The organism is Vreelandella neptunia, assembly GCF_034479615.1.
Lineage (GTDB): Bacteria > Pseudomonadota > Gammaproteobacteria > Pseudomonadales > Halomonadaceae > Vreelandella > Vreelandella neptunia.
In genome coordinates, this window is the sequence record NZ_CP140255.1 from 874,729 (window position 1) to 892,075 (window position 17,347).

Here is a 17,347-nt window from a genome sequence, read left to right on the forward strand (position 1 = left end):
TATGGAACTCAATAAACACACGATTGCTGAGCGCTTCGCAAACCTGCCACGAGACAAGCAGAGCGTATTTCTTGAGGCTTTACGACAACAGAGTATCGACTTTTCGACGTTACCAATCGTGCCGAGAAAGGAGCAGGAGAGTAGCGAGCTTTCCTACGCGCAAATGCGCCAATGGTTTCTCTGGCGCATGGATCCTCAAAGTAGCGCTTACCATATTAATGGTGCTCTGACCCTCAAAGGAACGCCTAGCCCTGAAGCCTTGAGAGATAGTTTCACCGACATAGTGTCCCGTCATGAGGCACTTCGCACGGTGTTTCGTGATGATGGTAAGGGTGGGGTGATGCAAGTGGTGCTGGCAGAGAGTAATTTTGCATGGCACGAGATTGATCTAAGTCATATGCCGAAGGATAAGCGTGAAACGGCAATAGAGAATCAGGTTGCTCGGCTTTGCAATGAACCTTTCAATTTAGAGCAGGGGCCGCTCTTGCGGGTGGGGCTCCTGCGCTTGGCCAATGAGGAGCACTTGCTGGTGGTGGTGATGCACCACATCGTCTCCGACGGATGGTCGATGCAGTTGATCATTGATGAGTTTTCTGCAGGCTACTGTGCTCGGGTGACAGGAGAGGCCTGGCAGCCAGCCGCCTTGCCGATCCAGTATGCCGATTATGCACTATGGCAGCGTCAGTGGATGGAGGCGGGTGAAAAAGAGCGTCAACTGGCCTATTGGCAGGCGGAGCTGGGAGATGAGCACCCGGTGCTTCAGTTGCCGACCGACCGCCTACGTCGCAACGATGGGCACTATCACGCAGCACGCCACGAAATAATGCTTCCTGAGTCGATAGTGAGTGGATTACGTCAGCGGTCACAGGAGATGGGGGCTACCCTTTTCATGGCATTACTCACGGGCTTCCAGGCACTGTTGTATCGTCATACCGGGCAGGAAGATATCCGGGTAGGTGTGCCGACCGCTAACCGCCATCGCAGGGAAACTCAAAGGGTAGTTGGGTTCTTTGTTAATACCCAGGTGCTGCGTAACCAATTGAGTGATCATTCGAGCTTGGTTGATGCTCTAGAGAAAAGCAAGCGCGCAGCGCTGGGCGCACAAGACCACCAAGATCTGCCATTTGAGCAACTGGTCGAAGCGCTGCAGCCTGAGCGTAGCTTGAGCCACCCTCCTCTGTTCCAGGTGATGTTCAATCATCAACAACAGGATCATGGCGCGCTGCAGACACTACCAGGGATGGAACTGAGCATCTGGCCAATTGAGAAGGGAGAGGCGCAGTTCGAACTGACGCTAAATGTGATAGAGCGTACGGACGGTTGCCTGGAAGCAAGTTTTGTTTATGCAGAAGAGCTGTTTGATTCCAACTCCATTGGGCGTTTGGCACAGCACTATATCGTCATTCTACAGGCGCTGGCAGAGATGCCGGAGCGTGTGTTGAGAGATATCGAGCTGCTTGATGACGACGAGAGGTTTCAATTACAGGCATGGGGCGTAAACACACAGCAGTATCCCGATGCCCAGCCAATCCATCAGTTGATCGAACGCCAGGCCGAAGTAACGCCCGGGGCTACTGCATTAGTATTTGAAGAGCAGTCACTCAGCTATGTCGAACTCAATACCCGCGCCAATCGCCTCGCGCACTATCTAATCGACCTGGGGGGGCGCCCCGAAACCCGAGTGGGCATCGCAGTGGAGCGCTCCATCGAGATGGTGGTAGGGCTGCTGGCGATTCTTAAGGCCGGGGGCACCTATGTGCCGCTGGATCCGGATTACCCCGCCGAGCGACTTGCCTATATGGTCGAAGACAGCGGCATCGAGCTGCTGCTCACCCAGCAGCATCTTCGCGATACGTTGCCGGTAGCTGAGAGTCTGAGTGTTATCGAGCTGGATCGTCTAGAAGTAGCGCACCATGCCTCGAATAATCCTGAAGTAGCCCTCCATGGTGAGCACCTCGCCTATGTCATTTACACCTCAGGCTCCACCGGACGGCCCAAGGGAGTGATGGTGCGCCATCATGCGCTTAGCCATTTCTTATTCAGCATGCAGGAAACCCCAGGCCTAAGCCCAGACGATATCCTGGTGGCGGTGACCTCACTGTCGTTCGATATTGCCGCCCTTGAGCTGTATCTGCCATTGATCAGCGGAGCAAGGGTTGTACTGGCGAGCCGCGAGACGACTCGAGATGGCAGAGCCTTGGGTGAATTACTCAACCAGGAAAAAGCGACGGTTCTGCAGGCGACACCCTCCGGCTGGCGGTTGCTACGTTCGTCAGGCTGGCCATGGACGACGGCTCCGCTATCGGAAGGTTTTAAGGGGCTATGCGGTGGTGAGGCTTTGCCACCTGATTTGGCTGAGGATCTGCAAGCTCAGGGGATCGAATTGTGGAACATGTACGGCCCCACTGAAACCACGATTTGGTCAGCAACGGATCGAGTGAAAGACAGTCAGGTTTTCCTGGGAAGCGCTATCGCCGCGACGCAATTGTACGTTCTGGATGGTGCGCTCAACTTCGCTCCACCCGGAGTAGCGGGGGAATTGTATCTAGGCGGCGTGGGCATGGCGCGGGGTTACTTAGGCCGTGCTGAGCTGACGGCGGAACGCTTCGTGGCCGACCCCTTTATTGCGGGCGAACGAGTCTATCGAACCGGTGATCTAGTGCGTTGGCGGGAGGATGGTCAGCTTGAGTACTTGGGACGAATTGACCATCAGATCAAAGTGCGCGGTTTCCGTATTGAGCTAGGCGATATCGAAGCTCAACTGCTAGCCCTGTTGGAGATACGCGAGGCAGTGGTGGTTGCCCAAGAGGGGCCAGGCGGTTCTAGGTTGGTGGCTTATGTGGTTCCCCAAGCCGACGTTGAACTCGATACCACCTTTCTACGCGAAACGCTAGGGCAAAAGTTACCAGATTATATGGTGCCTGGGGTGATAGTCACTCTGGATGCACTGCCGCTAACCCCGAACGGTAAGGTAGATCGTAAGGCGCTACCCGAGTTGAGCTTAGACATTGGATCGCAGTACGAACCTCCTCAAGGCGAGGTGGAAGAAGCATTGGCGATGGTCTGGGCTGAAGTCCTTGGTGTCGAACGGGTGGGTCGTTATGACAACTTCTTCGATCACGGTGGGCACTCGCTGTTGGCTGCGCAGATGGTGGCTCGTGTTCAAGCTGATATGCAAGTTGAGCTCCAGCTATCCGAGGTGTTTAAGAAACCACTGTTGCGCGATCTAGCAGAGTGTATTGCTACGCTAAGCAGCGGGTACTCCTTAGAGCAGTCGCTCTCCGATATTAATTCCTTTATCGACAGCATGGATACCGTTCAATGAGTAACATCGATACACATCGTATTGCGGAACGTTTTGCCGGATTGCATGCCGAGCAGCGCCGAGTAGTTTACGAAAAGATACGTTCTCAGGGCTTTGGCATTGGCCAGTTCCCAATTCTTTCTCGCCCTGTATCACAACAGACAACTTGCTCACCCTCTTATGCCCAACTTCGCCAGTGGTTTCTGTGGCGCTTGGATCCCCAAAGCAGCGCTTACCACATTACGGGAGCTCTGTCTCTTAAGGGGGGGCTTGACTCTGACGCACTGTGGGGTAGCTTCGCCGCTTTGATATCTCGTCATGAAGCATTGCGCACGGTGTTTCGTGATGATGGTGCAGGCGAGGTGATGCAAGTGGTGCAGGCCGAGAGCAGCTTCGCATGTCATGAAGTTGACTTAGTTAACATGCCGAAGGCTGAACGCGAAGTGGCGATAGAGAATCAGGTTGCTCTGCTTTGCAATGATCCTTTCGATTTGGAGCAGGGGCCACTTTTGCGCGTGGGGATACTGCGTTTAGCTGAAGAGGAGCACCTGTTGGTGGTGGTAATGCACCACATCATCTCCGATGGCTGGTCGATGCAGTTGATCATCGATGAGTTTGCTGCGGACTACTCCGCTCGGGTAACAGGTGAGACATGGCAGCCGCCAGTCCTGCCGATTCAGTACGCTGATTATGCACTCTGGCAGCGTCAATGGATGGAGGCTGGCGAGAAAGAGCGCCAGCTCGACTACTGGCAGAGGGAACTTGGCGACGAACACCCGGTACTGCAGTTACCGACCGATCGTCCGCGCCGCAACGATGGGTATTATCACGCTGCGCGCCACCACATGGTGCTCCCAGAGTCACTGATAAATGGGCTGCGCAAGCGAACCCAGTCGCAGGGTGCCACCCTGTTTATGACACTACTGACAGGCTTCCAGGCGTTACTGTATCGCTATACCGGGCAGGAAGATATCCGGGTCGGTGTGCCAATCGCCAACCGCCACCGGACGGAAGCCCAAGGAGTGGTGGGGCTTTTCGTCAACACCCAGGTACTGCGCAATACGTTATATGGTCGCCTGAGCTTGACCGAGGCGCTGGAACAGGGCAAACGCGCAGCACTGGGGGCACAAGAGCATCAGGATCTGCCGTTCGAGCAATTAGTGGAAGCACTGCAGCCAGAGCGTAGTTTGAGTCACACACCGCTGTTCCAGGTAATGTTCAACTATCAACAGCAAGATCATGGATCGCTGCAGTCGTTACCAGGACTGGAACTCAGCACCTGGCCGCTGGAACAGGGAAGAGCACAGCTAGAACTGACGCTAAATGTGGTAGAGCGCATGGATGGTTGCCTGGAGGCAAGCTTCGTTTATGCAGAAGAGCTGTTTGATGCAACCACTATTGAGCGTTTAGCTCAGCACTATACGGTCATCCTTCAGGCGCTGGCAGAGATGCCTGAACGCGCGTTGAGTGATATCGAACTGCTAGATAAAGCTGAACGGTTAAAATTACAGGAATGGGGTGTAAACACACAACGGCATCCCGCTGCCCAGCCAATCCATCACCTAATTGAACGGCAGGCTGAGGCAACCCCAGAGGCCTCGGCGCTAGTATTTGACGATCAGTCACTCAGCTACGCCGAACTCAATACCCGCGCCAACCAGTTGGCTCACTACCTTATCGGCCTAGGCGTAAAACCTGAGACCCGAGTGGGTATCGCCATGGAGCGTTCCATCGAGATGGTGGTGGGGTTGCTGGCGATTCTCAAGGCGGGTGGCGCCTATGTGCCGCTAGATCCGGAGTATCCCACGGAGCGGCTGGCGTTCATCGCCGAAGATAGTGGCATCGAGCTGCTGCTGACTCAGCACCACTTGCGCGAATCATTGCCGGTAGCGGATGGACTCAGCGTTGTGGAGTTGGATCGGCTGGACGTGGCACATCACGCCTCTACCAATCCCGCGGTGGCGCTGCACGGCGAGCACCTCGCCTACGTGATTTACACCTCGGGCTCCACCGGGCGGCCCAAGGGGGCCGCCATCCGCCATGATGCCCTGACCAACTGCATGGTCTGGATGCAGGAGACCTACCAACTCACCGATACCGATGCCGTACTGCACAAGGCGCCGTTCGGCTTTGATGTCTCTGTGTGGGAGATTTTCTGGCCACTAAGTGTCGGGTCACGTTTGGTGATCGCCCAACCAGGCGACCATCGAGATCCAGAGCGCATCATCGGGCTGATTCAGCGGCACGGCGTCACCACGCTCAACTTTGTGCCCTCAATGCTCAAGGCCTTCCTGACCTATCCTGATGTGAAGGCCAAGACGCGACTCAAGCATATTATGTGCGGTGGCGAGGCCGTTCCAGCCACGCTGCAGCAGGATGTGGCTGAATGTCTCGACGGTGCCAACCTGCACGACCTTTATGGCCCCACCGAAACCACCATTCATGTCACTCACTGGTGGTGCCGTGATGACGCCCACCGACAGATCCCCATTGGGCGACCCATTAGCGGGACCCGTACCTACGTCTTGGATGGGGAACTCAATCTGGTACCACAGGGTGTCGCAGGAGAGTTGTACCTGGGCGGGGTAAGCCTGGCCCGTGGATATCTCAATCGCAGTGATCTTACGGCGGAGCGCTTTGTCGCTGATCCGTTCACAGAGGGCGAACGCCTTTACCGTACCGGCGATCTGGTGCGCTGGCGGGAGGATGGCCAGCTCGAATATCTCGGCCGCCTCGATCACCAGGTGAAAATCCGCGGCCTGCGTATCGAACTGGGCGAGATCGAAGCCGAACTGCTCTCTCAGCCGGAGGTTCGCGAGACGGTGGTGGTCGCCCACGAAGGCCCCGGTGGTTCTAGGCTGGTAGCCTATGTGGTTCCCCAGGCTAACGGTGAGCTTGATACCGCTTTACTGCGTGAGCGACTAGGGCAAAAGTTACCGGACTATATGGTGCCGGGAATCGTGGTGACGCTTGAGGAACTGCCGCTGAATGCCAACGGTAAGGTAGACCGCAAGGCCTTGCCTGAGCCGGAACCTGTCAGCAGTCCGAAGTACGAACCACCTCAGGGTGAAATGGAAGAGACTCTTGCGCAAATCTGGTCTGGAATGCTTGGCGTCGAGCGAGTGGGTCGTCACGATAACTTCTTTGAGTTAGGTGGTCATTCGCTATTGGTGGTTCGACTGACCTCGCGTGTTCGTAGAGAGCAAAATATTGAATTACCTGTGCGTAGTGTTTTTGACACGCCAATACTGAAAGATCTTGCCACTTGTCTTGGCAAGCTAGAAACACTGCAGGGCGAGAATAGGCTGAGTAATCTTGGGCTGAACCAGGCGCCGCAGTCCTTTGCCCAGCAGCGCCTCTGGTTCTTGAATCAGCTCGAGCCAAATTCCTCGGCGTATCATCTGCCGGGTATGCTGCGTTTGAAAGGAGCGCTGGATGAGCAAGCGCTCCAGCAGGCTTTCGATGATCTAGCGCGACGCCATGCCGTGTTGCGGACGCGCCTGGTGGCGCCTCCCGAGGACATGGCGGTGCCCCGGCAGGTAATTGATGCCCCCGCACCGGTGAACATCGAACGAGCTGACTTGAGTGAATCCGGCGATATCGAAAAAGCCTTGCGTCTCCATGCCCAGGAATTCATGGGCCGACCCTTCCTCCTGGCGGAGGAGTGCCTGTGGCGGGTGGGGCTGGTCAAGACGGGTGAACAGGAATGGCGACTGTTGATTTGCATGCACCACGCCATTTCCGATGGCTGGTCCGTATCGGTATTGCTGAGAGATTTCAGTGCCTTGTATGGGGCGGCCTGTCGGGGCGAAGAGTCGCCTCTGGGTGCATTGCTGATCCAGTATGCGGATTTTGCCATCTGGCAGCGGGAGTGGCTTGCCGGGGGGGAAGGTGATCGGCAACTGAATTACTGGTGTCATCAACTGGGCGATGAGCATCCGGTACTGGAATTGCCAACGGATCGGCCGCGACCGGCACGCCAGAGTTTCCTGGGCGCTCGTCATCGTTTCACGCTGAACGGGCCCTTGGCGGAGCAGGTGCATGCGCTTGCCGCTGCCCATAATGCGACACCATTCATGGTTTTGCTGGCCACCTATCAGGTCTTGTTGTATCGCCTGAGCGGACAGTCCGACCTGCGAGTGGGCGTGCCTATCGCCGGGCGTAACCGCCATGAAACCGAGGACTTGATCGGTTTCTTCGTCAACACCCAGGTGCTGCGTTGCGAGATGGATACCACCTCGACCTTTGGGCGGGTACTCGAGTCCGTCCGTGAGGCTGCCATCGACGCCCAGGCTCATCAGGATCTGCCGTTCGAACAACTGGTGGAGGCGTTGCAACCGGAGCGTAGCCTCAGTCATAACCCATTATTCCAGGTACTCTTTGATCATCAGCGTCATGACGACGACTATCAGGTGCATCTGCCTGGACTAGTTGCAGAGGTGCTAGAGCTGGAGAACGGCACGACCCAGTTCGATCTGGCGCTCAACACCCAGGAAGACGGCGACGGCGTGCTGACGGGCAGTTGGAACTATGCCACCGACCTGTTCGACAGCGAGACCATCGAGTATTTTCACGTGCAGTTCGAGTGTCTGCTGGAGCAAGTGGTGGTGGCTCCGGAACGCATCGTCTGCGATTACGATCTGCTCGACGAGGATCAGCGTCAGCAACTGAGCGCTTGGAACCATACCGGCGTGGATTACGGTAAGCCGCAGCCGGTGCATCGCCTGTTCGAACGGCAGGCGATGCTCCATCCGGGGCGCGAAGCCCTGGTCTGCGGTGGGCAACGTCTGAGCTATGCCGAACTGGACAGGGCGGCAAACCGGCTCGCCCATTACCTGCTGGCACAGGGGATAGGTCGCCAGGCGCTGGTGGGCCTTGCCGCCGAGCGCTCCATCGAGATGGTGGTTGCCCTGTATGCCATCCACAAGGCGGGGGCCGCCTATGTTCCCATCGATCCGGATCATCCTGAAACTCGGCAGCAACAGGTACTGACCGATGCCGGTGTCGCGCTGTTGCTGACCCACGATGCCGTGCTGGATCGGTTACCGGTCTCGCATGGTCTGATGACCATCAACCTGGATCGAATCGATCTGTCCGATCGGCCGACAACTGCGCCCGATGTCCCTTTGTCCGCTGAGCAGCGTGCCTATGTGATCTATACTTCTGGTTCCACCGGCAAGCCGAAGGGGGTGGCGAACACCCATGGGGCTCTATACAACCGGTTGCAGTGGATGCAGTCAGCCTATTCGCTGAAGGAATACGACAGCATACTGCAGAAGACTCCGTACAGTTTCGATGTGTCGGTGTGGGAATTCTTCTGGCCATTGATGGTGGGAGCACGCCTAGTCGTTGCCCAGCCTGGTGTCCACCAGGAGCCGAAGAAATTGATGGAGTTGATTCGCCAGGAGTCGGTGACCACGCTTCATTTCGTGCCGTCAATGCTGGCGGTGTTCCTGGCCCAGGAGGATCTGTCCGGTTGCGATTCCCTGCGCCGCATCGTCTGTAGTGGTGAGGCTTTGCCGAAAGACGTGCAGGATCGAACGCTGGAGGATTTGCCGCAGGCGGAACTCTATAACCTCTATGGTCCGACTGAGGCGGCCATCGATGTCACGCATTGGATCTGCGGTCAAGATGAGCGCACTACCGTTCCAATCGGCAGGCCCATCGGCAACCTGCAGATTCATATTCTGGACAGCCGCTTGGCGCCTCAGCCGATCGGCGTAGCTGGCGAGCTTTACATCGGAGGTGCAGGGTTGGCCGAGGGATACCACGGTCGGCCGGAACTGACTGCGGAGCGCTTCATTCCGAGTCCTTTTGAAAAGGGCAAACGCCTCTATCGCAGTGGTGACCTAGCCCGCTGGTGTCGCGACGGTACACTCGAATATCTGGGACGGCTGGATTACCAGATCAAGCTACGGGGCCTACGGATCGAGTTGGGAGAAATAGAGGTCGTGATGCGTTCTCGACCTGATGTTGGCGAGGCCGTGGTGGTGGCGCACCAGGGACAGCTGGTGGGCTATGCGCAGGGCTCGGATGTGGATCTCGATGCCCTGCAAGCCGAACTCAGGCACTATCTGCCAGATTATATGGTGCCAGCGCATATCGTCACGTTGGAGACATTCCCTTTGTCGGCCAACGGTAAACTGGATCGCAAGGCTCTGCCCATCCCCGCAATGGAAGGGGCCGATTACGAGGCACCGCAAACGCAGACCGAGTGCCGGCTTGTCGAGCTCTGGCAGGAGGTGTTGGAAGTTGAGCGGGTCGGGCGTCGTGACAACTTCTTCAGCCTTGGTGGCCACTCTCTACTCGGAGTACATCTGGTTCATCGTATTCAGAAGGTCTTGAAGAAGACCTTGCCTTTGAACGTACTGTTCGAGTCAGCAACTTTGGCGACATTAGCCGCGATGCTGGAGCGAGTGCCGGTGGAGGAAACTCCTGCCTTGCAACCTGCTGTACGCGGCCAACTGGCGCCTCAGTCCTTTGCGCAACAGCGCCTGTGGTTCCTGGCGCAATTGGAACCTGATAGTTGTGCCTACCATCTGCCTTCCGGCATGAGGCTGCAGGGAGACTTGGATGAAGAGGCCCTGATTGCGGCGTTCGAGAAGATGATCGTGCGGCATGAGTCCCTGCGCACCTGTTTCTGCCATGGCGAGGACGGGACTCCGCAGCAGCGGGTACTGGAGACGATAGACGTGCCCATCGAGCGGCATGATCTCCGCTTTGCCGGCGATACGGAGGCCGTCGTTGAAGCGCGGTTCCGGGATGTCAGTCGGCGCCCTTTCGATCTGGAAGCCTTGCCGCCTTGGAGGGGGGCCTTGGTTCAGGTGGGCGAGCGTGAATGGTGTCTGCTGATATGTATGCATCATATCATCTCCGATGGCTGGTCCATGCAGGTGCTGCTGGAGGAACTGGTCGCGTTCTATCGCAGCGAATCGCTCGGGGAGCCGGTGCAAGCCGAACCCTTGGCGACCCAGTATGCCGACTATGCCATTTGGCAGCGAGAACAGTTGTCGGGTGCAGAGTTGGAACGTCAATTGGCCTGGTGGAAGGCACAGCTAGGCGATGAGCACCCCCCCCTGGATCTGCCTGCCGATCGCTCGCGCCCGGCCCAGCGGTATGGTAGTGGGGCTCAGCATACCTTCAACTTTCCCCCAGAACTGGTCGATCAACTGCGCCAATCAGCCAGGGATCAGCAGGCATCCCTGTTTATGCTGATCCTGACCGGCTTCGCAGCCCTGTTACATCGCCTCAGTGGTCAGCGAGACTTGCGCATCGGGGTTCCCGTGGCTGGGCGTCATCAGCCTGGCACCGAGGGGATAATCGGTTTTTTTGTCAATACTCTGGTACTGCGCGCAGAGACCGAGCCTGGTGACCGGATCAGCGATCTGCTGGCCCATGTGTGCAAGCGTACCCGTGAAGTGCATGCGCACGCTGACCTACCGTTCGAGCAGTTGGTGGAGGCCTTACAGCCCGAACGTAGCCTTAGCCATAACCCGCTGTTCCAGGTGGGCTACAACCATCAGGTCTTCGACCATCGTCCGTTGGATCGAATGGGTAGCGTGTGTTGCGAGCCATTGGCTGCACCCGTGGAGAATGCCCATTTTGATCTGGTGCTGGGGACTCAGGAAGATGAGAACGGTCACATTACAGGCCATCTAAACTATGCGACTGATATCTTCAATTCAGAAACTGTCGTGCGGATGGCGGATCAATTGTTGGTGTTGTTAAAGGCCTTGGCCGAGTGCCCGCAACGGTTGTTGTGCGATATAGATTTGCTGAGTGACCGAGAGCGCGGCCAGTTACAACAATGGGGGGTAAACGAAGAATGTCACTCGCAAGACGAACCGATACACTGCTTGATCGAGCGCCAGGCAGCGGCGAAGCCCAAGGCCACGGCACTGATCTTCGATGATCGACAGATTTCCTATGCTGAACTCAATGCCCGCGCCAACCAGTTGGCCCACTATCTGATCGGCCTAGGCGTAAAACCTGAGACCCGAGTGGGTATCGCCGTGGAGCGTTCCATCAATATGGTGGTGGGGCTGCTGGCGATTCTTAAGGCGGGTGGTGCCTATGTGCCGCTGGATCCTGAGTATCCCTCGGAGCGGTTGGCGTTCATCGCCGAAGATAGTGGCATCGAGCTGCTGCTGACTCAGCACCACTTGCGCGAATCATTGCCGGTAGCGGATGGACTCAGCGTTGTGGAGTTGGATCGGCTGGACGTGGCACATCACGCCTCTACCAATCCCGCGGTGGCGCTGCACGGCGAGCACCTCGCCTACGTGATTTACACCTCGGGCTCCACCGGGCGGCCCAAGGGGGCCGCCATCCGCCATGATGCCCTGACCAACTGCATGGTCTGGATGCAGGAGACCTACCAACTCACCGATACCGATGCCGTACTGCACAAGGCGCCGTTCGGCTTTGATGTCTCTGTGTGGGAGATTTTCTGGCCACTAAGTGTCGGGTCACGTTTGGTGATCGCCCAACCAGGCGACCATCGAGATCCAGAGCGCATCATCGGGCTGATTCAGCGGCACGGCGTCACCACGCTCAACTTTGTGCCCTCAATGCTCAAGGCCTTCCTGACCTATCCTGATGTGAAGGCCAAGACGCGACTCAAGCATATTATGTGCGGTGGCGAGGCCGTTCCAGCCACGCTGCAGCAGGATGTGGCTGAATGTCTCGACGGTGCCAACCTGCACGACCTTTATGGCCCCACCGAAACCACCATTCATGTCACTCACTGGTGGTGCCGTGATGACGCCCACCGACAGATCCCCATTGGGCGACCCATTAGCGGGACCCGTACCTACGTCTTGGATGGGGAACTCAATCTGGTACCACAGGGTGTCGCAGGAGAGTTGTACCTGGGCGGGGTAAGCCTGGCCCGTGGATATCTCAATCGCAGTGATCTTACGGCGGAGCGCTTTGTCGCTGATCCGTTCACAGAGGGCGAACGCCTTTACCGTACCGGCGATCTGGTGCGCTGGCGGGAGGATGGCCAGCTCGAATATCTCGGCCGCCTCGATCACCAGGTGAAAATCCGCGGCCTGCGTATCGAACTGGGCGAGATCGAAGCCGAACTGCTCTCTCAGCCGGAGGTTCGCGAGACGGTGGTGGTCGCCCACGAAGGCCCCGGTGGTTCTAGGCTGGTAGCCTATGTGGTTCCCCAGGCTAACAGTGAGCTTGATACCGCTTTACTGCGTGAGCGACTAGGGCAAAAGTTGCCGGATTATATGGTGCCGGGAGTCGTGGTGATGCTTGAGGAACTGCCGCTGAATGCCAACGGTAAGGTAGACCGCAAGGCCTTGCCTGAGCCGGAACCTGTTAGCAGTCCGAGGTACGCACCTCCACAGGGGGAAGTGGAAGTGGCACTGGCGGAGCTGTGGCAAATGGTGCTTGGTCACGATGATATTAGCCGTAATGATAGTTTCTTCGAGCTGGGAGGTGATTCCATTCAGTCCCTGGGGTTGATTACTCGCCTGCGTCGGGTTGGTTGGCATTTGGCACCCAAGGATGTATTCCTCAAACCCCGCTTGGTCGAGATGGCAACGGCTTTGGAGCCGCTGGACGTTATTCCGGCACGAGTCGAGCCAGTGGGTGGCGACTTGCCGCTGACGCCGATCCAAGCTCATTTCTTCGATCAGCCGATGTCCAATCGTTCTCACTGGAACCAAGCACTGTTGCTAAGGGTCAAGCGCTCCTTGGATCCGCGGTGTTTGTTCCAGGCCGTCCAGGCCCTGATCGACCATCACGATGGGTTACGACTCGGATTCTATCAGCAAGATGAACAGTGGATGGCCTTCTATCGCGAGACTGAATCGGCGGAACGGATCTTGCGGGTGGTTGAGCTAGAAAGTGTTGAGCAGGTGCCTGCGGTCTGTGATGAGGTTCACGGGAGTTTCGAGCTGTCGCACGGACCACTAGCTGGCCTGCTGTTGATGAACCTGCCTGGGGGCGAGCAGAGACTACTGCTGAGCATCCATCACCTGATTGTGGATGGGGTGTCCTGGCGCATTCTCCTGGAAGATCTGGATCGAATTTATCGCCAGATCGAGGCAGGGCTCGATCCCGAACCTGGACTACCCTGTGCTAGTTACCAGCAATGGGCGAACCATCTTTCTGATCGAGCAGCCAAGGGGGCGTGGGATCAGGAGCTGGATGACTGGTTGGAAATTGTCTCGGGCGATGACTCCTGGCCTGTCGATGATCCACAGGGGCGCAATGCCGCGATCGATGTCGGTGAGTGTGAATGGCGGCTGTCAGCGGATCCAACTCGCCGATTGTTGCGGGAAACTCTGGCTATCCACAAGGCTGGAATCGATGACATGCTCCTGACGGCGCTGGCCGAAGGGCTAAGAGACTGGGGCGGCCTGGAGCAACCGCTGGTAGCCGTCGAAGGGCATGGCAGGGAACCCTTGGATGACACTCTCGATTTGAGTCGAACCCTGGGGTGGTTTACCTGCCTCTATCCTCTGCGGCTCAGAGCTACCGGTAGCCCTGCAGATACTCTGGAACTCATTCGCCAACGGAGGGCGGCAGTGCCCGGAAAAGGAATAGGCTTTGGTGCACTGCGCTATCTCGGTAAACCTGAGGTTCGCGCACGGCTATCACGGGCTCCCACCCCTCGGCTGGCCTTCAACTATCTGGGGCAACTGGATGAGAGCTTGGCGGACAGCAGATTCCAGCTTGCCCCGGAGTCCCCAGGAAAACTGGTGGATCCATGGAGTCCATTGAATTGGGAACTAGAAATCAATGGCCAGATTCATCGGGGAGAGCTGTCTCTCACCTGTCGCTATAGTGGCAAGCGATATCATGCACATACTGTGCAGCGATTGATGGAGGCAATTGGTCGATCGCTGGAAGCGCTGATCGCTGCCACACCGGCACCTTCACATCAAAGGAAGGTGCCTGTTTCCCTTCAGCGAGAAACAGAGCAAGACAAGGGAAGGCTCAATCCATTACTTCGTTTGGCGGAAGGTAACGACAGGGGGACAGCCATATTTTGCCCTCATCCGGTGAGCGGCACAGTGGTTGGTTATTACCCTTTAGCCGCGAAGCTTGTGCCGGAGTGGGCCATCTGGGGATTGCAGAACCGGCAGGTTCAGGAGCCGAGTTGGCGCGATACCTCCCTGGTGGATATGGCGCGGGACTATGTTCGGGCAGTGCTGGAACAGCAGCCTAAAGGGCCGTACTACCTGCTGGGGTGGTCCATGGGCGGTACCCTTGCGCTGGAAATGGCCGCGTTGTTGGAGCGGCTGGGTAAAACCGTGGCCTTCGTCGGATTGATCGATGGCTACGTACCCGGTGCAGGACAGGACGAGGCCTATGCGGAATCGGGCAATATACCGGACGGTCAGCAACAGGACGATTGGCAACAGCTTCTTGCCGTGGAACAGCACTTGCGCCATCTCGCCCTTGGGCATGATCGGCTTCGCCTGTTGCACGCACCTGTGCATGCCTGGTGGGCGTCTCAATCACCAGAAAGCAACGAGAATGCCGAAGTGTTGCTGGCCCAGGCGATCGGACATTCTCTCTCAAGTTCTGTCTGGTTGGATACGGATCATATGGGTATTGTTCGGCACCCCGTCTTCCTAGAGCAACTGGCACGGCAAGCAGGTTATCTGTTGGGCGATGCACGTGCTTCAGAAGGCAAGGAAAATAAAATATTGGAGTAGTCACGGTCGTGGCACGGTTGAAAATAGCAGTAATCGAGTTGCTTTTTATATAAAAATAATTATCATTTAGATTGAGTTTTATCGTAATGCTTTTGAATTTTGTCATTCAATGGGAAAGTAGTTATGAACTATAAAGAAAAATGTGTGTTGGTCTGCCGGGGAAGCTTGGTTGTTGCCTTGGTAACCGCGACATCGGGTCATGCGGTTGCTGAGGAAGAGGAGCAGGCCACCGAACTGAACGAGATTCTGGTCACGGCAGAAAGGGAAGGCCCCCTTGGGCCCGATGCCGGATACCGAGCGAATCGGAGTATGACGGGTACCAAGACCGATACTCCTATATCTGAGACCCCTCGATCCGTTTCCTCGGTCACCCGTAACATGATTGAGGATCAGGGGGCGCAGACTCTATCTGACATCCTGATGTATATACCGGGCGTCTCTCCCGTCTCCTATGGCGTTCATGATGCCTTGGCTGGCGATATCTTTCGTATCCGCGGCGTCAATGCGCGCGATTATGGTTACGGTACTTATCGCGATGGCCTGAGGGTACAGCCCAATGCTTACACCACTTCGGCGGAGCCATACGGGCTGGAGCGGGTCGAGGTGATCAAGGGGCCGACTTCGGTACTGTATGGGGAGAATGTCCCCGGAGGCTTGGTGAATCTAGTCAGCAAGCGACCCACGGATACCCCACAAGGAGAGGTCAATCTGTCGTATGGTTCCCATGACCGCCGACAGGCCTCCATGGACGTGTCTGGCCCATTGACCGACGATGGCTCGGTTCGGGGGAGGATGGTGGTTCTGGTGCGCGATGCCGATACTCAGACTGACAATGTCTCGGACGATCGCATTTACCTAGCACCTTCTATTGCCTTTGATCTATCGGATCGCGATACACTGACGCTACTTGCCCAATATCAGAAGGATGATACGGAGCTCCAGACGGGGCTTCCTGCCGCGGGCACCCTGCTGAAGCACCCCAATGGGCAGCTGGATACCAGCCACTCACTGGGGCATCCAGACTGGGACGTATTCGATCGGGAATTCTGGTCGGCCGGTTATGAGTATGAGCACTTGTTCAATGAGCAATGGTCTTTCCGCCAGAATGCCCGCTATCTGAGTGCGAGTACAATACGCAAAGAAATCTGGTGGTCCTTCCCTCCTGCCGGCTTTGCAGGGGCCGCTGGTGATGGCTATGACAGCTTTTTGGCTGCCTATGGACGAGACCGTGACGATAACACCTATATGGCGTCAATCGATAACCAACTCGTGGGCCATTTTGATGCAGGCGGCTGGGAGAATACGGTTCTGTTTGGGGCTGGCTATGATAGGAGTTCATACGATGCTCAGCAGTTTATCAGCCAACGCCCGGACGAGTTCGTGATGATCGACATTTTTGATCCAGAGTGGACAAGCCCACCAAAGACGTCAACCAGGGCAACCGATGCAGAACTGAAGCAAGATCTGGCCGGGGTATATTCACAAATTCAGGCCAAGAGAGATGGTTGGATCGGAATGTTAGGGGGGCGTTATGACTGGGCAGAAAGCCAAATAGATGATCGTGTCAACCGCGATGGAAGTTTTGAAGTGACCGACCGGGAATTTACTTGGCAAGCTGGAGTGATGTACCAATTCGATAATGGCGTGTCGCCCTATATGAGTTATGCCACTTCTTTCGTTCCTGTGCAGCAGGTACAGAGTGAGTCGAACTCACCTTTCGAACCCATTACCGGTCAGCAGGTTGAAGCGGGCTTTAAGTATGAACCTGAAAACCATGATGTAATGTACACTCTGGCTTACTATGAGCTGCAGAAAGAGAATGATGTCACATATTCCGATGGAGGTGTTGCTCGGCAAATAGGTGAAACCGAGTCAAAAGGCGTGGAATTGGAAGCCCGAGGGGATGTGACGGATAATCTCAGCGTCAGTGCTTCCTATGCCTATACAGATGCTAGAATAACCGAAGACGCGGGCTCCTATGTGGAAGGCAAACAGATGGTGTCGATCCCACGCCACCAAGGAGCTGTATGGGCGAATTATCAGTTCCATGGGGATAGCTTGTTGGATGGTCTGGAGACGGGATTGGGAGTTCGCTATCTCGGCAGTTCTTATGGGTACCCTGAAAGCACCTATGGTACCGTAAAAACCGAGTCGACAACATTGGTGGATATGACGCTAGGGTATCAGTTCAATCCAAATTGGCGTGCGAGCGTGAATGCTCGTAATCTTTTGGGCAAAGACTACATCGCAGAATGTAATAACGCTGGAAGGTGCTACTGGGGTAGTGAGCGCTCCGTTATTGGTACCGTTTCGTATAAATGGTAAGCCATGATTGAGAGGGAGCCCTGAAGCTGACGGGGCA

Annotated in this window: 3 protein-coding genes; all 3 read left to right on the forward strand. The window is 56.4% G+C overall.

Annotated features, from left to right (window positions below; genetic code table 11):
* The first annotated feature begins 1 nt into the window (after nt 1).
* The 3 genes from SR894_RS04110 (at nt 2) to SR894_RS04120 (ending at nt 17,310) form a co-directional block, all read left to right on the forward strand.
* Nucleotides 2–3,325 (forward strand): non-ribosomal peptide synthetase, encoded by a 3,324-nt coding sequence (locus SR894_RS04110; RefSeq protein ID WP_133732961.1) that lies wholly within the window; start codon nt 2–4, stop codon nt 3,323–3,325.
* Nucleotides 3,322–14,985 carry a non-ribosomal peptide synthetase gene (locus tag SR894_RS04115; RefSeq protein ID WP_290276310.1) on the forward strand — a complete coding sequence of 3,888 codons (11,664 nt, stop codon included), beginning with the start codon at nt 3,322–3,324 and terminating at the stop codon, nt 14,983–14,985. The genes SR894_RS04110 and SR894_RS04115 overlap by 4 nt, the downstream gene beginning before the upstream one ends.
* A gap of 123 nt (nt 14,986–15,108) precedes the next feature.
* Nucleotides 15,109–17,310 (forward strand): TonB-dependent siderophore receptor, encoded by a 2,202-nt coding sequence (locus SR894_RS04120; RefSeq protein WP_133732959.1) that lies wholly within the window; start codon nt 15,109–15,111, stop codon nt 17,308–17,310.
* Nucleotides 17,311–17,347 lie beyond the last annotated feature (37 nt).

Bases quoted from the DNA above. Each gene is read 5' to 3' on its own strand.
- SR894_RS04110 (WP_133732961.1), top strand. From the start codon at position 2: ATGGAACTCAATAAACACACGATTGCTGAGCGCTTCGCAAACCTGCCA.
- SR894_RS04115 (WP_290276310.1), top strand. From the start codon at position 3,322: ATGAGTAACATCGATACACATCGTATTGCGGAACGTTTTGCCGGATTG.
- SR894_RS04120 (WP_133732959.1), top strand. From the start codon at position 15,109: ATGAACTATAAAGAAAAATGTGTGTTGGTCTGCCGGGGAAGCTTGGTT.